The following is a 24973-nucleotide window of genomic DNA, read 5'->3' on the forward strand; positions in this document are numbered from 1 at the left end:
CGGCCATCAGCCAGAATAGACGCGAAACGGAGTTTTGATTGGAGCAGAGGGATGAAATGGCAGAAGAACTACGCACGGCTTTGCTGGAATACCCCGAGGTTTCCTATGTTGTGACTCAGCTAGGCCGCAGTGATGCCGGAACCGATCCGTGGACCCCCTCCCATATCGAGGTTCCGGTTGGTCTTAAACCTTATAAAGAATGGCCGGATCAGGAAACCAAGGCAGAGTTTATCAGCAAATTAAATCAACGATTTGCGAATATGCCAGGCTTTGCAATCGGGATTAGCCAGCCTATTATGATGGCATCAACGATTCAGTCGGCGGTGCCCATAGTCCTCTGGCATTGCGTGTTTACGGTAATGATTTGAAAGAAGCGCGCAAAATAAGCAATAAAATTATTTCGGTATTGAGACATGTCCGGGGAACTGCCTCGGTGTCACTGTTTCAGGAGCCGCCTATCCCGCAGGTAGTGACGAAAGTTAAATGTTGCAGATAGCCTGCAGGCAATACAAATTGATGCGCGGGCTTTAAAAACCGCGGTTAGCGCTGAACAGGCGGCGCTAAAGGTCTGCTTATTGCAAGGCAGCAATTAACGTTAGGTGATATTAGCGCATTAGAGCTGGTAGCTATCCAGCAGTTCTATCAACAGGCAAGACTTAATTTAATTCGTGCCCAGGCCAATCGGTAGGCTGATAATGTCGCACTCATTCAGGCGCTGGGCGGCTGGTGGGAGCGGACGTAGGACAAGTCTTGGCCTTTAGCTTCGCACACTGGCGGGTTGATTTTAGCCATGAACGACTAAAATCAATCATGAGGCAGCGCGGCTATTGTTTAAGAAAGCATTTTTGCCTGTTAGTCAGGTTGAGCGTATCCAATAGCAAAATAGGAGTTGGGTAGATCACCAAACACAGTAAAACTCCCCCCTGCATAGAAATAATTACCATTTAACGCTAATGCCTTAACTGTGTTATTTGGAAAATAGCTAGGTGGAATAAGAGCAGCAGTAAGCAAATTTAATGTAGCAAAACGCCGAGATGAATTGCCTCCGATTGTTGCGAATGCTCCGCCAGCATAAAGCGACAATGTATTGGCTGCAAGTGCATTAACTGCCGCGTTTGCGCTCGCATCCCATGCGCTCACTAAACTTCCATCAGCAAGACTCACTGCAGCAATTCGATTACGGGCAATTCCGCCTACACTGGTAAAGTCTCCACCCAAATATAAAGTTGTACCAGATGAAGCAAGAGTAAAGACATTATTATTACCGACATTTGCATCCCAGGAAGGCAATGCTGAACCATTAGTTAAATCAAGGGCGGCGATACGATTACGGCCAGTGCCGCCTATGGTAGTAAACGCCCCGCCTGCATAAAGTTTTGCGCCATCAGTAAGCAAACTGTAAACGGGATTATTTGCATTGGCATCCCAACCGGGCAAAGCAAGGCCAGTCGTTGCATCAAGGGCGGCAATACGATTCCTGATTTGTCCCCCTATTGTTCCAAAAAGGCCCCCGGCATAAATAATTGCACCATTAGCAGCAAAAGCTCTTATAGAGTTATCGGCATATGGATTCCAACTCCCAGCCGTTCCCGAGGCAGCATCCAACACGGCAATTCTATTTCTTAATTGTCCAGAAATTGTAGTAAAATCTCCACCAACATACACTTGAGAGCCATTTGCCAGTAAAGCATAAACAATATTGTTGGCCCCAGGATTCCAGGCTGTATTTAATGTACCATCATTTGCATTAATTGCCGCTAGATTGCTTCTGCTTTGACCGCCTAAGCTGGTAAATCTTCCACCGATATACACTATTGAATTGTAAGATGCGAGAGTAGTTCCCTCGGAATTGGCATTTGGATTCCAAGGCAAAAGATTACCGGTTGATGCATCTACCGCCGCAAAATAATTGCGTGGCTGGCCTGTAACGGCCGTGAATACTCCTCCAAAATAAAGTTTTGAATTATGCAAATGCATAGCATAAACAGTTGAACTAGGGCCGGTTACATCAGGATTCCATGCCATATCTACAGCGCCAGTAATCTGGTCAACTGCGGCAATACGATTACGGGTCTGTCCGCCGACGGCATTAAACCAACCGCCAAGATAAACCTTGCCGCCGCCAATTGCCAGAGCTAAAACCGCATTATTTACAGTAGGCGCCCATGCAGTTGCAACGCCTGTTACAGGATCAAGTGCAGCCACGCGGGTACGCGCAGCGCCTCCTATTGTGGAGTATGCGCCACCTGCATAAATTAGCGCGCCATCGTTAATCAGTGTTACCACCTGCCCATTTGCCGGATTGTTTAACCAGGACGCTGTTACGGCTCCCGATACAGCATCAATTGCCGCAATATTGGTTCTGCTATCTGAACCTACTTGGGTAAATAACCCGCCGATATAAACCGTGCCTCCCAATTTCGTCATGGTTGTGACCTCGGAGCCAGTGACATTTGGATTCCAACTGGTCGCTTGTCCTGTGGATGCATCCAGGGCGGCAAGCCTGTTACGTGTTTGGCCGCCAATACTGGTAAATAGCCCCCCGACATACAGTGTTGAGCCATCAAGCAGCATAGTTTTAACACGATTATTTGCCTTAGCCTGGAAGTTATTATCGATGTTGCCGTTTTCCAGAATATGGGCGATATATGGAGAACTGGCATCATTGACATAGAACAGATTACCGCCCACATACCAGCCGCCTGAACCATCTGATATGGCTGTTTCAATGTAATTATTTAGCAAACCATAGGGTGTTACTAATAGGCCATTTGTCTCATCAACAGGAGCGCCAGTGCCGGTTCTTGGTCCTACCTGGGTGAACTGACCGCCGAGATAAACGAGATTGGTAGCTGGATTATAAGCGATAGCGTTAACATCGCCATTGGTAACCCATGGCGCATTAACTGTTAAATAAATTGTTACCGGAGCCAAGGTATTACTACCGCTAACTTGTACAGCAGTACTGCTAAAGGCTGCATATCCTGAGTCAAAAATTAATTGACATGAAGCACCCGGCGGCAATGTTTTGCAATTGTTTGCGTCTTGACGCAGTCCTCCCAGGCCTGGAGGAATTTCGGCAGCAATGTCGTAGGCAGTGCTTACGGTCGATGTATTAGTAATTGTTACCTGACCAGTAAAATAAGGTGTAAACGGACCATTTGCAAACATACTGATATTATTTGAACCTGATATGGCTAAAGTTGGTTTGGGCGCGGTTGTAGTAATTTGCAAAATATGAGGAAGTTGCGGTTGTGAGCATAAAAATGGATCGGGATTTGGATTATTGGGTCCTTGAGTTTTACAGACAACAGGGCCGCCTGTTACCCTGGCAGGTAAAGCGCTGCCATCCAAAAGCAGAGACAAGGTACAGGATTGCCCCTGAGAGAGAGTAAAGGGCAACTGGCATGTTCCTGGCGCCGCTGTCTGCTGACTTATTCCCTGAATTGTCTGCATAGTCAAAGTACGGGTAACCGGGGTATTGTTAGTCACCACATATTGGACTGTTGCGGTTGTATTAGACGGAACATTAATAACCGTACTTGTTAAAGGAACTATACTAAATTTTACTTGTGCGTTAGAATGGATGTTATGCGAAATAAGGTATGCCAAAATAAAACATAAAATTCTAATATTTTTATATATAACTTTCACAATAGTATTCCCTTACCAAATAGTATAATTACTGTTTTAGTTATTGATAATAAATGATTTACATGCTCTGTAAACAAAAATTTTGCCGAATTATCAACAAAAGCATGTCAAATATGACCGTTAGCCAAACCGATCAGCGGGGTGGTGGCAATAAGGTAATGTACCCTGTTTGCTATAATAGGCCTGATGATAATCTTCTGCTGGCCAGAATGTTACCGCTTTCCGCAAGCTGGTAGCAACCTGATACCCGCGTTTTTTCAGTAAGGCGATAAGATCCTGAATTTCCGTAAGCTGCTCAAGGTTGTAATAAAAAATAGCGCTTTCGTATTGTGAACCAATATCTGGACCTTGGCCATTGCGTTGGGTTGGATCATGAATCTCAAAAAAACGTTTTATAACGGTATGGTAATTTGTCTGGCTATTATCAAATACAATGCGGGCCGCCTCATAATGCCTGGTTAATCCGCTGCAGACTTCTTCATAGGTTGGCTCAGGCTTTATCCCGCCAATATAACCGACTTCAACCTTTAACACGCCTGGAATTTGCCGCATAAAATGTTCAATGCCCCAGAAGCAGCCGCCAGCAACAATGGCTTCTTCGGTGTCTTGCACCTGGTTGCCGGCTACAAGATCCAGCGCTGCGGAATTGACGCAGTGCCGCAAATTTTTCGCGGTAAAATTCTCGCCGGTAAAAACATGGCCCAAGTGAGCGGCGCATCGGCTGCACGTGATTTCTGTGCGCTCGCCATCAGGATCGGGAACCTGAGCGACAGTCTTGAGGATAGATTCATCAAAGCTTGGCCAACCGCAGTTCGAGTGGAATTGGCTGTCCGAACGAAACAGTGCCAGTCCACAGCGTCTGCAGAGATAAGTGCCATAACTGGTTGTTTTATTATATTGACCAGTAAATGGGTATTCTGTCGCCTTATAGCAGATTATCCGCTTTATCGCCGGCGTCAGGCTGTTAATTTTATCAACGAATGCTGCCATGTCGTATTCTCCCTCCTTCTCCCGTATGGGAGAAGGTGCCGCTGGGCGGAAGAGGGTTTTACTTCACCCTGCCGCAAATCTTATCCGCCATGTACCCTATCGCACCAGCATAGTAGATAGAATTATTATAACGTAAAATCATTTTATAGTTTGGATAGGCAAGGAATACCGGGCCGCCATAAGGTTGAACGATACTTGCTTGCAGGTTTTGCCAGGGCAGTTGTTGGCCGCTTTCCGTGCGTACACCCATTGCACTCCATTCACTGACGGGCTTGGTAATGGTTTTACCTTCAAGTTTCGGGTCAAAATTTGCTGGCAGTTTAACCTGAATTGCCCAGGGCTCGCCTGTTTGCCAACCGTTCTTTTTCATATAGTTAGCAATAGAGGCAAAAACGTCAGCTTTGCTTTCCCATATGTCTTTGCGGCCATCACCGTCATAGTCAACGGCAAATTCTACCCAGCTTGACGGCAAAAATTGGGGCTGGCCAGAGGCTCCTGCCCATTCGCCTTTAAATTTCTGCAGGGTAACGTGTCCGTCATTGACGATTTTTAACGCGATTAATAACTGTTTACGGAAAAAGTCTTTACGATTAGATTCATAAGCCAGAGTTGCCAGCGCTTTAATAACCGGGAAATTACCCATGTAGGTACCATAACTTGTTTCCATGCCCCAGAAAGAAACGATAAAGCAGGGGTCAACTCCAAAGTGTTGCCCGACTTCATCGAGCAGTTCTTTATTACGGGTATATTGTTTGCGGCCGATGGCAATGCGGTAATTATCCGCCCGTGAATGCAGGTATTTGCTGAAAGTCAGTCTATGCTCCGGTTGCGAGCGTAAAAGGCTTTTTACCTGCCGGCTCGGCTCACGGATATCAGAAAATGCTTCATCAAAGACTCTGGGTGAAACGCCTTGTTCCAACGCTTCCTGCCGTACACCGGCAACCCAATTGTTCCAGCTTTGCTGATTGGCTAAAGCCAGTTGGGATACTGCTATCAAGACCAGCCCAAGCCACCGCGCGCCTGATGTTTTCATCGCCATTCCCCTTTTTAATTTTTATTCATATTTCCAGACAAGCAGGATTCATACCGTTTTGCACGGTTTTGAGGATTCCCGTGAATTAATCACGGGAATATGTCAGAAAACGGGTTCGCGGTAAACTGGTTTAACCAATAATGTAGGTCAGACTGATTTGTAATTCATGGGTATAAAAATGGCTCAGTTTCGGCCCGGTATTCATCGTTTGATTACTGGCCCGGTTTAACTGGCTTTTACCCCAGTCCGCAAATTCATAGCCAATCCCTGCCTGCCAATTCGGATTGAGCGGGAATTGTAATCCGGCTCCTGCCGTATAGCTGAAAGCTGTTTCAGTATTGGAGGCAAAAGGCGGTGCGGCAACTTCCTGATAAATAAGCGGCGTTATCGAAAAATTATCTGCCTTATTAAACCCGATACCTGCACCAGCGCTGATATATGGGTTCAGCCAGGGATATGGGGTAGCGGATAATAATTTCCCTTTCACCGTTATTCGGGTATTGCTGATATTATAGTCGTAGCGATAATTGCTAAAATTGGGATCGGCATCTTCCCAAATAAAACCTCTTTGACTTGCGGAGCCATTGTGAGCAACGGCTAAACCTAATTGACCGCTAAAAGTTTCTGACAAGGGAGAGCTAACGCCAAAAAATATTTCGCCCGTTGCCAATGCTTTGGTTGACGATTGCGCCTGATAATATTTGGTAACGTCTTCTTGTAATTGGATTGTTTGGCTTCTGCCTTCATTGTACCAGGCAGGGCCCCCGCTAAAAGTAATAACTTTTGAGCATGAAGGTAAGATGTCGCCCATGCTTCCAGCGGTTGCTTGAAAAGAAAGCAGGCAAGTAGCGCCTAAAATTAACGTCTTGTAGTTCATTGTTTTATCCTTAAGAAACCTTTCGTTAATTTAATTGATTTTCAACAAAAAAAATATATTTTTTTGATTTTTTTAGTTAATCGCAACAATTTGTCGCCGTGATAGTAATTTTTTCAAAATCAGGCCATACAGCGGGATTACAGACAGGAAGCTGATTAACAATTTGAAACATAAATCAACACAGGCTATTTCAGGCCAATGTTGATTCAGAAACGGGTTGCTGCTTTGATAAAAGGCGACAAAGAAAAAAATATAAGTATCAAGAATATTACCGAAAATATTAGATACGGCAGGCGCAATCCACCATTGTTGTTTCTGGCGTAATTTCTGAAAAAAAGCGATATCAATTAACTGGCCAACTGTATAGGCACAGCAGCTTGCAGCCGCAATGCGCAGGACCAGCAGGTTTAAAACGAATAGCTGTCCGTGTTCAGCCCAATTTGAGATCACCAGGGAAAGCAATAACGCCGGGAGCATGGCACAATAAACAATTATTCTCGCTGCTCTTGGGCCGGCAAGCCGGGTAGTCAAATCCGATAAAACAAATATCAGCGGATAGCTGAACGCGCCCCAGGTTGTATGGTATCCCATAATGACCATCGGATGCTGCACCAACAAGTTACTCAGGCAGATAATGAATAAATGGGCTGAGATGAGCAGTAGGTATTGGCGGTTGGTCATAGGAGTGTTCTGGAGTTAATACAAAGCTTCATACTACCATAAAAATAGTCCGATCTATAGTGGTCCTGTGTAAGCGCTTTCAGGATCGGTGCTGATGTATTGCCCTCTCCCCAACCCTCTCCCGATACGGGAGAGGGAGCAATTTCTCACTCATTCACTCCGCAATGACTCCATCGGTTGCAATTTGGCAGCACGCCTCGCAGGATAGAAGCCAAAGAAAATTCCGGTCGCAACCGAAACCGCAAAACCAGCCAGGGGCGGCATTAAGTTAATAAAAAACGGCCATTGGCTGAAATATGCTACAAGCCAGGTAAAGATTAGCCCCAACAGTACACCCAACGTTCCCCCTACTAGCGAAAGCATGACCGATTCAACCAGAAATAGCGCCTGAATTTCACTGTTTTTTGCGCCAACCGCTTTGCGGATTCCAATTTCCTTTTTGCGCTCACTGACCGATACCAGCATGACATTCATTACCCCTATGCCGCCAACCAGTAACGAGATACCGCCAATTACCGCCAGCAATAACGTAAAAATCTGCCCCTGATTTTCCATGCTGGCAATGATTTGTTTGGCACTGCGTGGAAACACCGTTAACTGGGGTGCCTGATTATTAATAATCTGTTTAATCTGGTTGATGACGGTATCAATAGGGCTATCGGGCTTTAATTTTAAAATGGCGTTATTAATTTTGCTGTCTTTACTAATTAGCGGCATACCCAGAATGGGAATAAAAACGGCCTGGTTAACATCTTCGTTAAAAAATGCGCTTTCCTGCCAGGGCTTCAGGGTGCCGACAATGGTATAGAGCGTTTTTCCTATTCGTAATTGTTTACCAATCGGATTATCAATAGTAATCTGCCGTAATTGCCGGGCAATGCTGTCACCGATTACACAATAATGTTCATAAGTTTCAACAAACGAAACAAAATTTCCCTGCGCTACTTCAATATGAACAATTTGAGCCAATGCTTCGTCGGCACCGATAATACTTCCCTGAATTTTATTGCCTTCAAAACTTACTGACTGATAAGCCGTAGTATAAGGCGCTACCAGTTTAACCGACGGAATCCGGCCGGCGAGATCGCGCCATAATTCGATGGGAACAGTATTGCCGCTATTGCTCGATGAACCGCGGTCTTTTTCAAATACCGACACAGCGAGCAAATCTGTACCCAGCGCCTTGAATTGCTCCAGCGCTTTTTCAGTAGCCAATTGGCCACTGCTGATTAATGCCACCACTGCGGCGGTTCCAACCAGAATGCCCAGAACCGCCAGAAATGATCTGAGCTTGGCTGCTCCCAAAGTAATGGTTGCCTGCTGAAAATGGCTGAATAAATTCATTTGGCTGTCTCACTGACAATCTGGCCGTCGGCAATCGTAATCTGGCGCGCGCATTGGGCTGCAACATGGCTGTCGTGAGTAACCATGATAAGCGTTCGGCCTTCACGATGCAGATCCAGAAATAAACTCATAACCTCCGTACCGGTACGGGAATCCAGTGCACCGGTGGGTTCGTCGGCAAGTATCACCTGGGGTTTGCCAACCAACGCGCGGGCGATTGCGACCCGTTGTTGCTGCCCGCCTGAAAGTTGGGTCGGTTTATGATCGCCATACGCTGCCATCCCAACCCGAGCCAACGCCTCGGTAACCAGGCGCTCGATTTCAGCAGGCACTGTATTGCGGTAGATCAAGGGCAGGGCAACATTTTGACGGGCAGTAAAGCGCGGCAATAAATTGAATTGTTGAAAAACAAAGCCAATATGCTGGTTGCGCAGTAATGCCAGCTCATCTTCGTTTAAATCACGGATATTACGTTGCTTCAGCAGGTAATCGCCCTCATCGGCCTTATCAAGCAAGCCGATAATATTCATTAGGGTCGATTTACCAGAACCCGATGCACCGACAATGGCCAGCATATCGCCATCATTAACTGTCAGTGAGACTTGTTTCAAAACCTGACTGGTCACGCCGCCTATAGTATAGCTCTTAACAATATCTTTGATCTCAATCAATGCGTTACTGGTCATAAACCACCACATCGCCAGCCTGCAAACCCGATTGAATAATTACCTTATCGCTCTGGGCGCCGCCGGTAACCACGGGTTTTGTTATCAGGCGGCCATCTTGGGTGCGCACGGTAACCATGCTTAATCCTCGTTCCTGACGGACAGCAAGCAGGGGTACCAGTATTTGCGATTCGGTATCGGCTTCAAGCGCAATAGATGCGCTCATACCAACCTTAATCCATTTTTTTTGCTCAGGGGTGAGCTTATTCACCTCGACCACAGCAGTAAATGAGGGTAAAGACGAACTGCTGCCGGCAACTGCCTGAGCGTTGACGGAAACGACTTCCCCTTTCAGCGTCTGTTTGCCGAGTGCAACCCCGGTAATGCTTGCTTTCATCCCGGCATGGATTTTATCAATGTCGATTTCCGGCACATCAATTTCAACGCTTACGCCGTTTAAATCGCCGATTAACGCCAAAACCTGGCCTGATTTGACGGAAGAGCCAACCGTTAATTGTCCGCTGCCTTCATCGCCGGTTGATTTGGGCGGATACAGCAAAATGCCTTCGGAAGAGGCTTTCAAGCGGATTAAATTATGTTGTCCGGTTAATGCCTGCCGGACTTTTTCAAACTCGGCAATATTAAGTGTGGATAAATCCTGTTTATTATCTTCATCCATTTTATCCAGCATTTCACTCAGCTTGCGCGTAGCCTGAATGAGCGTCACCCGTGAAGTATTAAGGCTTGATTTTTCACTTAAATAATTATTTTTGGAAATTAATCCTGCATCCCAAAGCTCCTGAGTGCCATTGAATTTGGCTTTGGCGACGGTAAAACTGTCTTTGGCCTTCAGATAATCGGTGAGCGTGTCATTAAACTGTTTTTGTAATTCTGCGGAATTTAAAATAAATACCACCGTGCCTTTTTTTACCATCTGACCATAATGATAATTCATTGCTTCAATATTGGCTTCCAACGGTGCAGTCAGCGGACTTTCACGCAGCGGTTTTATAGTGCCGGTAAAATACAGGCTTTTATGAATCTGCTCGCTCTTCACTTCATAAGTGCGTTGTCGTGGAGTATCGGTTGCCTTATCGTCGCTGCAAGCAATGAGCAGATTTGCCAGTAATGTTATTACTAAAATTTTTATGCCGGTTTTCATGAGCCATACCTGAGTTTAATCTGCCATTCGGACAGGGTTGTACCTAATAATCGTTGCAATGCAGACAACTGGTTGAGGTAAGCAATCTTTGCACCAATAAGACCTGCCTGGGCCTGAATGAGCTGGTTCTGAGTATTATTGACGTCGAGCGAGCTTGCAATGCCGGCCTGCAGTTTTTTCTTTTCAAGATTGTAGGATTGCTCAGCGAGTTTCACCTGTTTTTCCGCTAGCCGGTAGCGTTTGGCCTGGCTTTCAATTGAATTGATAATATTGGTAATACTGGTAATCAATGCCCGGCGGGCTGCGATCATATTAATACGATCTTTCTCAAGTTTTACCTTGGCATTAATCAGCGTGCTGCGCCGGCTGATGTCATTGATGGGAATAGTCAGAGTCAGGCGTGCTGACTCGTTGACATTACGGCCATTATAAATTGATTGAATTCCCTGAGTATTATTTCCAACGTCTGAAACCATCCCGGATTGGACGTTAGCGCCTAAATCAAGTTGCCATAATTGCTGGTTCTTGGCGGCTTTGTAAGCGCGTTCATCAGCCCGCAGTTGCATTTTCAACGCCAGAAACTGCACATTGTGATTGAGGGCGATATCTATTGACTGTTGTAAATTGGGAATCGTGATCTTATCAACGTTGATGTCGCTTGGTACGGCGATATGCATATTGGGATCAAGGCCTATCATTTGCAGTAAATCCTGGGCGGCGGTTTTAAAGTCATTTTCAGCCTGTTCAACCATCAGATTGAGCGATTCAATTTGGTAAGACGGCTGGATATTACCAGTAGGCTCCAATTGCCCTGCCTCAATACGCTTTTGGTTGCTTTCGAAAGTTTTTCTGGCTTCGTCAAGCTGTCGCTTTTGATTTTCAAGATTATTGCCGCTCAGGATCAAGGCACGATAGCCATTAATAATCTGGGTAATCTGGTCAATGACCGCTTGTTGCAAATTGATTTTATTAAGCCATTCGTTATCAAGCGCATCTAATAACGCCGCTTCATTGGCATCTTTACCGAAGCCGCGCAACAGCGGCTGGGTAACAGAAAAATTAAGCACAGGGCTGTAGCTGCTATAGCCCGACACATTATTTTCCATATTCAGGGTAAGCTGGGTACCGGTTTTGGTTTTTAAATTGAGTTCGGGAGTAGCCAGAAAGTTTTTGTTTTCTGAACTGCCTACGCCCTGAAAATGACTTTTTTCAATAGCGGCTGAGCCAGCGAGAGCATATTGCAACTCAAATTCATTTTTGGCCAGCCGAAGCTGATAGCGTTGAATAATACGGTCAAGCTCGGCATTTTGAATATTGGGGTTATAGCGTAACGCCAGCAAAATAGCTTCGCGCAGGCTTAAATGAAACAGTTTTTTATTTTTTACATCGGGCGAAGAGGGTAGTTCCAGCCAGTTGTTGAGCATAAATTCAGGTTGGGTAATAGCTTGTTGCAGGCGTGTCTGAGCCGCATCAATTCGAGATGCTTCGTCATGCGGCTTGTCCACCCATCGATACAGACTAGAGGATTCAGCCGGTTTTTGTGGCGCTGCCGGTGCTGATGCTGCCCAGATATTCACACTAAACAGGCCGTGAATCAGCATCATACCGCAGGCTGAAAACGTATGCCTTATAGCCATTGTTTTACCATAACCGAATAATGTTTAAAATTAAAACATATTTTTAATGAAAATACTATCATAATGCACCAGATGTGGGTTGAATCGTTTCGGGCCAACAAGGTTCTTTTTCAAACAAACCCAAAACTCACACAGTGATTAATATGGTTCAGCGCAAAGTGCCAAAAATTAACACTTGTTAATAAATCATTAAGCAATTTTTTATATAATAATTTTTATTTTCTGTCTTATGGAATTTTATGCCTCGAAATCTGGCAAAATTTAACAAAAAATACGCAGTTATCGGATGCGGCCATAATCATGGACATTGTTCCGAAAAAGGGCAACTTCATCCGGAGGAAGACTATTACTCTATTGATATCCAACAGCATTTGCAACCGGATTTTGTTTTTGATGTCACAACAACCCTACCTCAGGATCTTTACCAGCGTTTTGAAATCGTTTTTCTGGAAAACCTCGATTGGTATGCCTATAATCTTGCGCCTGAATATTTATCAAAACTTAAATTACCCGAAATAGAAAGAAACGGGTTTGAAAATATTTACGATATGACTCGCGATGATGGTTTTATTGTTATTAGCGGCTGCCCCCGCTTAAAACCATTTCGCAACAGTATTAAAGAGTTAAAGTATGTTGAAATCACCCGTGATCCCTGTCCCAATAAAATGGAAGTAGTGATTATCCCTAAAAATCAAACTATTCCAGAAGAGGAAATTGATCATTATATACGCTCAAATCCTGAAATCGTCCGTTTAATCGAAGCGCTAAATAAAATTAATTATTTTCCTCAAGGAATACATAAATTTAAGTATTGCGAAAAGAATTATGAGGAGTTTGGCCGAGGATTTATTGGTGATGAATTATTAAGTGTTAATCAGCCGCAGATTGTGTTAAATCAAAAGATTCCTCAGATAGCAAATGTTTATAAAAAACTCTTTGACCTGACGGTTTTTTGCCAAAACAATCCAAGATATGGTAACCTACGAGGCGCTGTAGTCATGCCACTGGCTTTTGCCTGCAATGTAAATACACCTCCTTCTAATATGAAAAATATAAATCACCTAAATTTACTTGAGTTATTCAGCGATGAATTACAAAGACAGATTGATAATTTTTTTCAAAATCCGGAAGATATTATAAAGCGGGATATCCATATTTTTCAGGAAAAAATATCATTACTGCTCGCCAAATATAAACGAAAATTTGCTATTCAGGATAATAATGCAGGCGGGCTTTTTGGGGCGGTAACAAATTTCTTTAGTACGCCGACATTAAATTTCTACGTTAGTGCACTGGAAGCTGCTGTAGCTGATCTCACTAATCTATCCCGACACAACCAGCCAGATTTTGAAGAGCTAACTGACTATGGATGTACTATATCATAATCAAATAAATCCACTACTTTTATAAATCACTTATCACTCAGCGTTCTCTTTAATGATTCCAGCTATCAACTCAGATTTAAAATACTAATAGCCACTGATTGTCGCTGAAGTGGGACCATTAAAGAAAGACCCAGTAGGTCTAATACAGGAATTTAAATTACCATTACTGGGATTAATACTGCAGTAGGAAAAAGTGTTGAGCGTATAATTACCTATGTAAGCATAGGTTCCCTGTGGATTAATAACAACAGCCGTCGGAAAGTTAAAACCAGCTGTTGAAGCCGGAGTACAAGCCGTTAATGCACCCGTTCCCGCGGTAATATTAAAACAAAAAACGCTACCTGTGTTATAACTAGCAATATAAGCATGTGTACCACTCGGATCAATAGCAATACCTTCTGGACCCGTAATCCCGGCTGCCACTACCGCGCAAGCTGATAAAGCGCCAGTGGTCCCATTAATCGCGCAGCGATAAACATTATTGCCATTAAAATTGGTTATATAGGCAAAGGTATTAGAAGGATTAATAGTAATACTCTCTGGGCGATTAAAGCCAGAGGCTGTTGATACACAAGCAGTTAATAAGCCTGTCACTGCAGTAACATCACAAAGAAGAACATCGTTCCCTGTAGCATTCACTATATAGGCTTTTGTTGCAGTAGAGTTAAGGGCAACTTTAAACGGGTTATTAAAACCAGCTAGTACCTGCTCAACACACCCATCTAATTGGCCAGTGCTTTGAATTGTACAAACATAAATAGAATAGTTCACGCCGTTATAATAAGTGATATAAACATGTGCGCCTGTTGTACTTGCAGCAGATGTTGCGGTTACTCCCCTGGTGGGTTGAGTAAAGACAACGTTTCCTGTTGGACCACTACAACTTAAAGCACTATTAGATAAAAAATTACAAAGCGTGACCGTAAAATTAGTTACATTCCCTACATAGAAAAAATTTTGGTAGCAGGTTATGCTGACATTATTAATATTAGCGGTCACGTTTGAACCTGAGCCATTACTGACAATACAGTTTAGCCCCGTAGGCTGGGTTTGAACAGTGACATTATAGCTTCCGTTATAAGCAACTTCAGTTGCAAAGACAAAGGACGTATTACCAGAACTAATACTTAAATTATCTCCGCCATTATTTTGTAACACTAATCCATTGGCACTGAGATTGGCAATACTACCACCAATAGTAAAAGTAGCGGCAGCACAGGTGATATTAACATTGGTAATATCTGCCGTCACATTTACGCCAGAACCATTGCTAACTGTACAGACTAAACCCGTAGGTTGAGTTAGCACCGTAACGTTGTAACCGCCGCCATAGGCGATTTCGGTAGCAAAAGTAAAGGAAGTGTCCCCGGAACTTACACTTAAATTGTCTCCACCGTTATTTTGTAATACCAGTCCACTGGCATTTAAGCCTGAGATACTACCGCCAATGCTAAAAGTATTAGAGTTACAGGTAATGTTAACAGTAGTGATATTTGTAGACACATTGATGCCGGAGCCATTGCTAACTGTGCAGGTTAATCCGGAAGGCTGGGTTAGTACTGTAACATTATAGCTACTGCCTTCGGTTATTGGGGTCGCAAAAGTGAAAGAGGTATCACCAGAGTTGACACTTAAATTATCGCCGCCATTATTTTGTAAAACGAGTCCATTTGCATTCAGGCCGCTGATTCCTCCGCCAATGGTGTATTGCGGATCAATCAGAGTAATATTCAACATGTCTGATGGGCATGGTATGCAACATTGGCCATTTGAATTTCTCTGACAGATAAGAGGGCCACTGGTAATATTGTTTTTTAACTGAGCACCATTCACTTGTAAAGATAGAATGCAAGAAGATCCTTTTTCAGCTAATGTGAAGGCCTCACCACAGATTCCTACACCAGAAGTGATTTGAGTAATCCCTTGAATAGGCGACATCATAAGGGTATGTGATCTATGGGATTGGTTGGTAACGCGATATTGAATAATCGCTGTAGCATTAGCTGCCACAGATATAGTGGTAGCAGTAAGGGGAGTAAATGTCCATAAAGGTTGTAATGCGTTTGAATTTGAACTAGGTGATAATTCTAAAGTAGGTGATGCATTTACATTAAAGCCAAATAAAAACCCAATTAAACTAGCGAGAAATATGTTAATTAGAAAATTTGTTTTCATAATGATGGTTATGCCAAATAAGTTAAATTGAAGGATAATCCGTTGGTGTATAAATGATGGAGGGTTAGGCCATTACCTAATGTTTGTTGAGGCGCTCTAGCTAGCTGACTTTTTCCCCAATCTGAAAATTCATAACCCAAGCCAATTTGCCAATTTTTGGATAAATCATATTGCAATCCTGCTCCCAGAGTATAACTAAATTGTGCCAAGGTATTACCCCTAAAATTAGGTACGGCAACAACACCACATTCGAGTGGAGCATTATTAAAATTTGATGCTTGATTAAATCCGAACCCAAAACTACTGCTAACATAAGGTTTTACACGTAGGTATGGATTGCCGAGGATTTTCCCTTTCACTCCTAAATACAGATGCCGAACGGTGTATATATAGCTATAATTATTAAATTCCGGATCAGCATCATCCCAAATATTTCCAGAAAGAGTCGCTTTTTCCGTTTTTGCTATAGCCAAACCAAGCTGTATTTGCAAAAAAGTAGTTAAGGCTTTTTGTATACCTAAAAATAACTCTGCATTTACTAACGTATTTTTCGCTGTGATGGCAGCATAGGTTCTTTCTGTTTCAGGTGTTGAATAAAATGTCTGGGTTTTACCAGGGTATGACCAGGAAGAGCCAGTATTTAGACCAATTATATAACGATTAGAATCTTCAAATTTGGGGTTAGTCGGCTGAGCGTTTACTGTGGTTGCGCATAAATTCAAAATTGCTAAAAGTAACAAATAACTTTTTTTTCGATAAAATATGACTAACCTATAATACATAAACGTCCTATGTTAGTATCAAATATTCCCTCAACCTATCGCAAATTATGATAAGCCTTATAAACACATAAGCATGGCTTTAAAACTACAACATTTCAAAAGGGTTAAACGCTACACTATAAAACGAAACACTAAAGCTATCAATAGCATAGTGTTATTATCCCCCTGCTGCATGCTCAATAAACAGGCGTTTAATTGGAGATAAGGAGTTGCATAAGTTAATCCCCAGACCACGCAATGCGGTGACTGGTGGTAGTGGATTGGCGAAAAGCATTTTTAATCCTTCCATTAACCAGATTGCCTGCCAGACCGCCTGTTTCCGTTGGCGCTGATAACGCCCCAGCGTTTTAGCAGCAAAAGGATTCGCGGCCCTATCAAAGCAATCAAGCCAGGCTGCGACATCTGCCAGGCCGAGGTTTAAACCTAACCCGGCCAATGGGTGGATAGTGTGCGCGGCATCGCCCAGTAACAGCCAGTTTTTTCCGGCATATTGTTTGGCATGGCGCATGGTTAATGGGAACTGATAACGTTTGCCTGCCACTTCTACCTGGCCCAACCTATGGGAAAATGCACTTGCCAGTTGTTCATTGAATTTTTGCTCCTCTACATCGACCAGCTTCTGAGCTTTTGCTGGAGTAGTTGACCAGACAATTGAGCAATAATGCTCATCCGGCAGCGGTAAAAAGGCGAGTGGACCATCTGGGTTAAATACTTGCCAGGCAGTATACTGATGCGGTTTTTCGGTGCGGATTGTCGCTACCAAGGCATGCTGATGATAAGGCCAGCTTGTGATGCCGACGTTCAAACGTTTACGTGCCGGCGATTCGCCGCCGTCAGCAATCAGTACTAATCGGCCTTGCCACTGCTGCTTTGCGCTGCCTGCCAGCGCAATTTCTCCTCGGCAATCCAGCTGCGTAACCGGGCTACCGGCAAAACACTGTATATTGGGAAAATCTGCCAGCCGATTAAGCAGCGCTTCTTTCAATATCGATTCTTCCAGGATGACTCCCAGCTTGCTATCCGCAATCTCTCGGGCATCAAAATCAATACATCCTTTGCTTACAGCATCCCAGACATGCATATGACGATAAGGCGAAATGCGTTCTGGCTTGATTAAAGGCCAAACCTGTAACTGGTTTAGCAAATACTCAGAGGCTTTATTGATCGCATAGACCCGGGCATCCTGTTTGCTGGTGTCCGTAGTCAGCGAGCCGGCATCTATCAACGCGACTGTCTGTTTCCGCTCAGCCATGGCAATCGCTGTACACAGGCCGACAATACCGCCGCCAATAATCAGGCAATCAAATGGCTGTTTCATTATTCCCTCCTGCTAATTCAATACCGCAGACCAAATCAGGCACCGTGCCCGCAAACCCGCGTGCATGGCGGGTTAATAATGCTTTTAAACCGGGTAAATTATCAACAGCCATTAATCCCAGGCTGCGCGCCATGCCAAAACCCGGAATTTTATTGGTAAAAACGGCAATCAGACTATCTGTAAAGCGGGCTGTCGCCTGTTGATCATAACGCCGCATCTGTTGATAGTTGCCCAGCATGATCGCGCTTAAGCCATCTTTAATCAGACACTGCGCAAGTGTTGCGACATCACGCAGGCCGAGATTAAAACCCTGGCCGGCTACCGGATGCAGGGTGTGGGCGGCATTGCCTACAAAAACCAGCGGCCAGGCTGCCTGTATCGGCATAATTGCCTGCCGTAAGGGATAGACGAAGCGTTTGCCTGCTTTGATAAAACGGCCAGCTTTATAGCCAAAAGTGAGTTGTAATTGCTTAAGAAATTGTGTTTCATCCAGTTTGAGCAGCTCGTGGGCGCGTTCCGGTTTGACTGCCCAGACCAGTGAAGCGCGTTGTTCGCTCATTGGCAGCAGCGCAAGCGGGCCATTGGCGGTGAAGCGTTCATAAGCATAATTGTGATGGCTCCGGTTTAAACCGATATTGGCAACTATAGCCTGCTGCTGATAATCCTTAACATTGACTTTCATATTGGCCAGCGTGCGTACCGAAGAATGGACGCCATCGGCAGCGACAATCAGTTTGGCTTTGATTCGGCTGGCGCGGCCGTTTTGCTCAATGGTTGCTACTGCTGAATTCACATCAAGTTCAATCAGACTTGCCGGCGCCATAATCGTTGCCGGATCAAGCAGCTGATGCAGCGCACGGTTAATTTGCTGCATTTCAACCACATACCCTAATGAATGATTTTGTTTGGCCTGAAGATTGACCGTGCCGAAATGATATTGATCAGAAACATGAATGGTGTTTATTGCCGTCGCGTGCGATTCCAATAATGGCCATACTTTCAGCATTTGTAAAATACGCACGCTGGCAGGCGATAAGGCAATAGTGCGGGCATCAAAATCAGGGCTTAACCGGGTATCAAAGGAGTTGGTTTCAATCAGGCGTATGCTAAGCCCTCTGCCTGCAAGCGCGAGATTTAAGGCGGCGCCGGTCAGGCCGCCGCCTACGATTAAAATGTCAACTTGTTGTTCAGCCACGCATTAAAGCCTCAATTTCTTCAATTTCCACTGGCAGCGCACCGGTCAAATTGTCATGACCATCAGCGGTAACCAGGATATCGTCTTCTATCCGTACGCCAATATTCCACCATTTTTCATCAACCGCATCCATGTCGGCACTGATATATAAGCCGGGCTCAACAGTTAATACCATACCCGGCTCAAATGGCCGCCATTCACCGTTAATTTTATAATGGCCGCTGTCATGGACATCCAGCCCCAGCCAGTGACCAGAGTTATGCATATAAAATGGCCGGTATGCCTCATTGCTTATTAACGTATCAACATCACCGTGCAAAATACCCAGCTCACACAGGCCTTCAGTTAAAATCCGTACAATGGTTTGCTGAACCGTGTTCCACAGGGCGCCTGGTTTAATGCAGGCAATACCGGCTTTTTGTGCTTTCAGTACCAGTTCGTAAATCGCTTTCTGTGCAGGGCTGAACTGACCACTGACTGGAAAAGTGCGGGTGATATCAGAGGCATAATTTTCATATTCGCCGCCTGCATCTATTAAAACCAAATCCCCTTGGTTCAAGGGCTGATTATTGTCGGTGTAATGCAGGATACAACTGTTTGCACCAGCGCCTACAATCGGATCATAAGCGACACTACGGCATCCATTGCGGCTGAATTCGTACAAGAGTTCCGCTTCCAGTTGATATTCATTGTCAAATTTGTAACACGTGAACATTGCCCGCATATGGGCAGATACTGAAATTTCAGCAGCACGGCGCATTAATTCTATTTCTGCTTCGCTTTTAAACAGACGCATTTCACTGATCAGGGGTGAAATATCCTGAAATATCTCAGGCGCTTTTATCCCTCTTCTGACTTGCTCTTTTAACCGTTGTGTGGCTTGCAGAACCTGTTGATCCTGCTCGGCTTGCTGGCCGATGGCATAATATACGGCCGATCGGCCAGCCAACAGCTGGGGTAAGATCTGGTTTACTTCGGTAATCGGAAACGCATCTTTCATACCCAACTGCTTGCAGGCCCCTTCCTGACCAAGGCGTCTGCCAGTCCATTGCTCCTGAGCAGGATCACGCTCGCGATTGAATAAATAGCTTTCACCATTGTCGCCAGCCATAATTACCAGCAATGCATCAGGCTCGCCAAAACCGGTTAAATAGTAGAAATCGCTGGCCTGCCGGAAGCGATAATGTGCATCGCCATTGCGGATTGCTTCCTTGCCTGCCCAGATTAATGCGACCGAGCCCGGCGCCAATTGACTGGCTAATGAACGTCGCCGGTCCTGATATTCTTGTTGGGTTATCATGGTTATATCCTTATTAAAACCAATTAATGCCTGGTGCCTGACGAGCCGCCGCCAGTTTTTATGCGCTTGCTGGCCTGTAAATCATTACATAAACGTAATATGGCCATTCTTGCGTACTCGCTGACTTCAACCAGCGCTTTTTCATCTTCCTCGCTGACATCAAGATTCTCATAATCGAGTTGGGCAAATTCGATTAAATGTTGCAGTGCATCCTGTGATTCTTCATCTTCAAAGTGTTCGTGGGTAATGCCGGCCATGGCAAGCCCTTGGGTAAAGCCGTCACACCACTCACTGAAGGCGCGCGCACGCGCAGCCAGGGTTTCTTCATCGTCTGGCAGCATGAGCTGAAAATCAAAATCAAGGGCAATCAGTTGCTGTTGGCTTAAAGTATAAACACCGAACATAGCCATCGCTGCAGCGCGAACCATATCGTCTTTTTGACGCGTGGTCATGGAAATCAGAGCCTGCAGGTAGGACTCGCCCTGATTATAGGCGCCGGCACACAAATAACCGCACATAATACCATGCAATTCACTGCTTGATATCGGTAATGCCAGAGTGGCGATATTTTCACTAAATGTATTATAGGGAGGCAAATGCTCAAGAGGGGTTTCACCGGACATATAAAAACTGCTCATTGTAAAAAAGATAATATTATAATAATAACTGATCTGAGCCCGTTATTGAAATAAAAACGCTAGATTACCCTTGTAAATGTAGTCTGGGTGCAGATCCGCAGGAACGAAATCCGGGTTCGTTTCGTTTTTCCCGTGGCCGTGTTCTCTGTGAAATGATGTTTTATTGCATGAGCAATTTGCCCCTGCAAAACAAAATTGTTACTATTTGGTTTACATATTACCTTTTAAGGTGAATTAATTATGACAGCTACCAAATCATGCTCAGTAAAATTATTAAATAAAAGTTATGAAATCAAATGCCCTGAAAATGAAGCGGCTAATTTGCAAAAAGCGGCAGAGCGTCTGAATGAGCAATTGCTTTCAAACAAACGCAAATTCAAACAGCTTGATGACTTCCAGAATCTGGTTCTGGCCTCGCTCCATATCAGCCATGAATTGATTACCTGCCAGAAACAACAGGAAAAACAACGCAATCAGGTGACCCAGTTTATTAATTCGCTGGAAAACAAAATCAACCAGGTTGTGCAAGGCGGTTCACATTTCGAGCCCCAGACCGAGCAAGCGGATTGATAGCGCAATTTAATTGCTGCTATAATCCGGCTAACCCGGCAGTGAGTGATTTTCTGAACCAATATTGATATCCAGGGGAGCCTCCTGTTGACAGTGTTGTGCATGCCCGTCCTGAACGGGAAGCCTGAACTGGCTCATTCGCTTCCCACTTGAACCTCAGGGTTCAAAATCCAGTCTGTCGGGCTCTATCAGGTTTTTAGCTGTTCTTTCAGCCGCAACAACTCATCCCGTACTTTTGCTGCCAGTTCAAATTCCATATTCTGCGCGTGGCTGTGCATTTGTTTTTCCAGCATTTTGATTTGTTTTGCCAATTGCTCCGGATCAAGCAGTTGATAAGCCGGCTGCCTTTCTGCAACCTGGCTTTTGCGCTTACTGCTATAAGCGCCTTCCATAATATCGTCAACGGCTTTTTTAATACCCTTGGGGGTAATGCCATGTTGCTCATTAAATGAAATTTGCTTCTGCCGGCGGCGGTCTGTTTCTTCCAGAGCCCGGCTCATCGAGCCCGTGATTTTATCCGCATAGAGAATGGCACGGCCATTCACATTACGCGCCGCACGGCCAATAGTCTGAATCAAGGAGCGATCCGAACGCAGGAAACCTTCTTTATCGGCATCTAATATGGCAACCAGGGCAACTTCCGGCATATCGAGCCCTTCACGTAACAGGTTAATTCCAACCAGCACGTCAAATTCGCCTAATCTTAAATCACGGATAATTTCTACCCGCTCAACCGTATCGATATCCGAATGCAGGTAACGTACTTTAACCCCGTGCTCATGCAGATATTCCGTTAAATCTTCTGCCATTCGCTTAGTCAGTGTTGTTACTAAAATCCGCTCGCCCTGGGCGACAACCGTTCTGATTTCCGATAGCAAATCATCAACCTGATTCTTGACCGGACGAATAATAACCTGCGGATCAATCAGTCCGGTTGGCCTTACTACCTGTTCGGCAATATTATCAGAATAATCCCGCTCATAAGGACCGGGAGTGGCGGAGACATAAATAGTCTGCGGCGAGCGATCTTCAAATTCTTCAAAACGCAATGGCCGGTTATCAAGCGCTGATGGCAGGCGAAAACCATAATTGACCAAAGTCTCTTTACGCGCGCGATCCCCCCGGTACATTCCGCCGATTTGGGGAACAGTAACATGCGATTCATCGATAACCAGTAAAGCCTCTGGCGGTAAATAATCGAACAAGGTCGGCGGTGGTTCGCCAACATTGCGGCCAGAGAGATAGCGGGAATAGTTTTCAATACCTGAGCAATAGCCCAACTCTAACATCATTTCGATATCAAACGCAGTGCGTTGCTGCAGGCGTTGGGCTTCAACCAGCTTATGTTCCCGGGTTAGTTCTTCAATTCGTCCTCTTAGCTCTTCTTTGACCAAATCAATGGTTTGCAGCAGGCGTTCGCGTGGGGTGACATAGTGCGTTTTGGGAAAAATAGTAATCCTGGGCAGCCGCTGGATTACTTCGCCGGTTAACGGATCAAAGCGGGAAATGTTTTCCACCTCATCATCAAACAGCTCTATACGCACGGCTTCCTTTTCAGAATCAGCCGGAAAAACATCAATAATATCGCCATTGACTCGAAACTGGCCGCGCTCAAGCGATTGCGGATTACGTTTGTATTGCATTTCTGCCAGCCTTTTCAGAATTTTGCGCTGGTCGGTATGCTCGCCCCGAGAGACATGCAACACCATTTTTAAATACGAATCCGGATCGCCCAAGCCATAGATTGCCGAGACGGTGGCAACGATAATCGCGTCTTTGCGCTCAATTAGCGCTTTAGTTGCCGACAGGCGCATTTGCTCAATATGCTCGTTTATGGAGGCGTCTTTTTCAATGAACATGTCGGATGCCGGGACATACGCTTCTGGTTGGTAATAGTCATAATAGGAAACAAAATACTCAACCGCATTTTCCGGAAAAAATGATTTAAACTCGCCATAAAGCTGGGCTGCCAGTGTTTTATTTGGTGCCATAATTAAAGTAGGGCGCTTCAATGTCTGAATGACATGGGCAATGGTAAATGTTTTACCCGAGCCGGTAACCCCAAGCAGGATCTGCCGGGCAAGTCCTGACTGCACACCGTCTATTAACGAGGCAATCGCGGTTGGCTGATCGCCAGCGGGCGTGTAGTTTGAGTCGATTTTAAATACATTTTTCATAGCGTGATCACCGGTAAAAATGAAAAATAATAGCCAGTCTGCTTGTTAAATTTATAAAATTGCTTGCATCGATGCGAGAGTTGCATAAAATCGCAGTTATCAGGAGTCTTTTTTTAACTATAACCGATTACTTGATTAGTGTAACAATTTTATTCAAAAAAAGGTTGTAAATTTTCAGACAGGAGCATACATGACTATTGTTTTAGCCCCCCGCGTTTTACAGGTCAAGCCTTCACCTACCTTGGCTGTGGCTGCAAAAGCCGCTCAAATGAAGGCTGATGGTTTTGATATTATCGGTCTTGGTACTGGCGAGCCTGACTTTGATACGCCCCAGCACATTAAAGATGCCGCTGTAGCAGCCATTGCTGCTGGTTACACCAAATATACCCCGGTAGATGGTATTCCTGAATTAAAACAGGCCGTGCGCGACAAATTCAAACGCGATAATAACCTGGAATATCAATTAAATCAGATTCTGGTTTCTGTCGGCGGTAAGCAAAGCGTTTATAACCTTTGTCAGGCATTCATTAGTGAAGGCGACGAAGTTATTATTCCTGCGCCTTACTGGGTATCCTATCCCGATATCGTACTGCTCGCAGGCGGAACCCCGGTTATTATCCCTTCAACGCCAGCCAGCCGTTTTAAAATTACTGCCGAGCAGCTTGAAAAAGCAATTACGCCCAAAACAAAATTATTATTTTTAAACAGCCCATCCAATCCATCAGGCGTTGCTTATACGCTGGACGAGTTGAAACAATTGGGTGAAGTGCTGAAAAAGCATCCGCATGTACTGATCGCAACGGATGACATGTACGAACATATTCTCTGGACTCAGCCGTTCGCCAACATTCTGAACGCGACGCCAGAATTATATTCACGCACAGTAGTTATGAATGGAGTATCAAAAGCATACTCAATGACAGGCTGGCGCATCGGTTACGCCGCAGGCCCTGCGCCATTGATTAATGCTATGAAAACCATCCAGTCGCAATCGACATCAAATCCCTGTTCAATCGCCCAGCGCGCTGCCGTAGCGGCATTAAACAGCGGTATGGAAACAGTAGAGAAAATGGTCGAAGCCTTCCACCAGCGCCATGATTACCTGGTTGATCGTCTTTATGATATCCCCGGCATAGAAGTTATTCCGGCTGACGGTACGTTCTACAGCTTCCCAAGCGTGCAGGAAATTATTGAGAAACGCGGCTACGCTAACGATGTCGAATTTTCTGAAAAACTGCTTCAGGAAGCCGGCATCGCCTTGGTCCCAGGTTCCGCATTCGGCAACGAAGGCTGCATCCGCCTGTCATTCGCAACCAGCATGGAAACCCTGCGCGATGCAATGGACAGACTAAAACGCTTCTGCCAGTAAAAAATTCAAAAAAACTATTGA

Annotated in this window: 20 protein-coding genes and 1 other RNA gene; 5 read left to right on the top strand and 16 right to left on the bottom strand. The window is 44.8% G+C overall.

The features are described 5' to 3' along the window. Window positions 1-56 precede the first annotated feature (56 nt). On the top strand, window positions 57-368 hold the full coding sequence (locus tag ACFORL_RS04115) for an efflux RND transporter permease subunit (protein WP_382341369.1): 312 nt from the start codon (window positions 57-59) through the stop codon (window positions 366-368). 484 nt (window positions 369-852) lie between these two features. Here ACFORL_RS04115 and ACFORL_RS04120 read toward each other — a convergent pair whose 3' ends face one another. The 9 genes from ACFORL_RS04120 to ACFORL_RS04160 form a co-directional block, all read right to left on the bottom strand. Then, the gene (locus tag ACFORL_RS04120) at window positions 853-3654 is read right to left on the bottom strand and encodes a hypothetical protein (protein WP_382341371.1); all 2802 of its coding nucleotides are present in this window, start codon (window positions 3652-3654) and stop codon (window positions 853-855) included. Between the two features lie 120 nt (window positions 3655-3774). Beyond that, window positions 3775-4644, bottom strand: a complete 870-nt coding sequence (locus tag ACFORL_RS04125) for a bifunctional methionine sulfoxide reductase B/A protein (RefSeq protein ID WP_382341373.1) — start codon at window positions 4642-4644, stop codon at window positions 3775-3777. Between the two features lie 58 nt (window positions 4645-4702). Further along, window positions 4703-5677: a lytic murein transglycosylase gene (locus ACFORL_RS04130; protein ID WP_382341375.1), complete on the bottom strand. Its 975-nt coding sequence runs from the start codon at window positions 5675-5677 to the stop codon at window positions 4703-4705. A gap of 130 nt (window positions 5678-5807) precedes the next feature. Next, window positions 5808-6554 carry an outer membrane protein gene (locus tag ACFORL_RS04135; protein WP_382341377.1) on the bottom strand — a complete coding sequence of 249 codons (747 nt, stop codon included), beginning with the start codon at window positions 6552-6554 and terminating at the stop codon, window positions 5808-5810. A gap of 72 nt (window positions 6555-6626) precedes the next feature. Then, window positions 6627-7235, bottom strand: a complete 609-nt coding sequence (locus tag ACFORL_RS04140) for a 7-cyano-7-deazaguanine/7-aminomethyl-7-deazaguanine transporter (RefSeq protein WP_382341380.1) — start codon at window positions 7233-7235, stop codon at window positions 6627-6629. 150 nt (window positions 7236-7385) lie between these two features. Next, window positions 7386-8579, bottom strand: coding sequence for an ABC transporter permease (locus tag ACFORL_RS04145; protein ID WP_382341382.1), 1194 nt, complete (start codon window positions 8577-8579; stop codon window positions 7386-7388). Further along, window positions 8576-9265, bottom strand: a complete 690-nt coding sequence (locus ACFORL_RS04150) for an ABC transporter ATP-binding protein (RefSeq protein ID WP_382341384.1) — start codon at window positions 9263-9265, stop codon at window positions 8576-8578. Before ACFORL_RS04150 ends, ACFORL_RS04145 begins: the two co-directional genes overlap by 4 nt. Further along, entirely contained in the window at window positions 9255-10406 is a 1152-nt protein-coding gene (locus ACFORL_RS04155; protein WP_382341387.1) for an efflux RND transporter periplasmic adaptor subunit, read from the bottom strand. Before ACFORL_RS04155 ends, ACFORL_RS04150 begins: the two co-directional genes overlap by 11 nt. Next, window positions 10403-12043, bottom strand: a complete 1641-nt coding sequence (locus ACFORL_RS04160; protein WP_382341389.1) for a TolC family protein — start codon at window positions 12041-12043, stop codon at window positions 10403-10405. Before ACFORL_RS04160 ends, ACFORL_RS04155 begins: the two co-directional genes overlap by 4 nt. 239 nt (window positions 12044-12282) lie before the next feature. On the opposite strand from ACFORL_RS04160, the gene ACFORL_RS04165 reads away from it, so the two are divergent. Beyond that, window positions 12283-13428 carry a hypothetical protein gene (locus tag ACFORL_RS04165; RefSeq protein WP_382341391.1) on the top strand — a complete coding sequence of 382 codons (1146 nt, stop codon included), beginning with the start codon at window positions 12283-12285 and terminating at the stop codon, window positions 13426-13428. Between the two features lie 84 nt (window positions 13429-13512). On the opposite strand, the gene ACFORL_RS04170 is transcribed toward ACFORL_RS04165, so the two are convergent. The 6 genes from ACFORL_RS04170 to ACFORL_RS04195 form a co-directional block, all read right to left on the bottom strand. Continuing rightward, a complete protein-coding gene (locus tag ACFORL_RS04170; protein ID WP_382341392.1) occupies window positions 13513-15603 on the bottom strand; it encodes a beta-propeller fold lactonase family protein in 2091 nt (696 codons plus the stop codon). Window positions 15604-15611: 8 nt separating this feature from the next. Continuing rightward, entirely contained in the window at window positions 15612-16385 is a 774-nt protein-coding gene (locus ACFORL_RS04175) for an outer membrane protein (protein ID WP_382341394.1), read from the bottom strand. A 157-nt stretch (window positions 16386-16542) separates the two neighbouring features. After that, complete coding sequence (locus tag ACFORL_RS04180) at window positions 16543-17703, bottom strand: FAD-dependent oxidoreductase (protein ID WP_382341396.1); 1161 nt, start codon at window positions 17701-17703, stop codon at window positions 16543-16545. Next, entirely contained in the window at window positions 17687-18898 is a 1212-nt protein-coding gene (ubiH, locus tag ACFORL_RS04185; protein WP_382341398.1) for a 2-octaprenyl-6-methoxyphenyl hydroxylase, read from the bottom strand. The genes ACFORL_RS04180 and ubiH overlap by 17 nt, the downstream gene beginning before the upstream one ends. Next, window positions 18891-20198, bottom strand: coding sequence for a Xaa-Pro aminopeptidase (pepP, locus tag ACFORL_RS04190; protein WP_382341399.1), 1308 nt, complete (start codon window positions 20196-20198; stop codon window positions 18891-18893). The genes ubiH and pepP overlap by 8 nt, the downstream gene beginning before the upstream one ends. 23 nt (window positions 20199-20221) lie before the next feature. Further along, complete coding sequence (locus ACFORL_RS04195) at window positions 20222-20821, bottom strand: UPF0149 family protein (RefSeq protein WP_382341401.1); 600 nt, start codon at window positions 20819-20821, stop codon at window positions 20222-20224. A 255-nt stretch (window positions 20822-21076) separates the two neighbouring features. Here ACFORL_RS04195 and ACFORL_RS04200 point away from each other — a divergent pair, with 255 nt between their 5' ends. After that, window positions 21077-21406: a cell division protein ZapA gene (locus ACFORL_RS04200; protein ID WP_382341403.1), complete on the top strand. Its 330-nt coding sequence runs from the start codon at window positions 21077-21079 to the stop codon at window positions 21404-21406. 20 nt (window positions 21407-21426) lie between these two features. Next, a non-coding RNA gene (gene ssrS / locus ACFORL_RS04205) (6S RNA) lies at window positions 21427-21595 on the top strand. Here ssrS and uvrB read toward each other — a convergent pair. After that, window positions 21595-23583 carry an excinuclease ABC subunit UvrB gene (uvrB, locus tag ACFORL_RS04210; RefSeq protein WP_382341405.1) on the bottom strand — a complete coding sequence of 663 codons (1989 nt, stop codon included), beginning with the start codon at window positions 23581-23583 and terminating at the stop codon, window positions 21595-21597. The two genes, ssrS and uvrB, sit on opposite strands and share 1 nt — an antisense overlap. 190 nt (window positions 23584-23773) lie before the next feature. On the opposite strand from uvrB, the gene ACFORL_RS04215 reads away from it, so the two are divergent. Beyond that, a complete protein-coding gene (locus tag ACFORL_RS04215) occupies window positions 23774-24952 on the top strand; it encodes a pyridoxal phosphate-dependent aminotransferase (RefSeq protein ID WP_382341407.1) in 1179 nt (392 codons plus the stop codon). The last annotated feature ends 21 nt before the right edge of the window (window positions 24953-24973 follow it).

Origin of the sequence: Legionella dresdenensis, assembly GCF_042649825.1 — a bacterium.
GTDB classification, from domain to species: Bacteria; Pseudomonadota; Gammaproteobacteria; order Legionellales; family Legionellaceae; genus Legionella_C; species Legionella_C dresdenensis.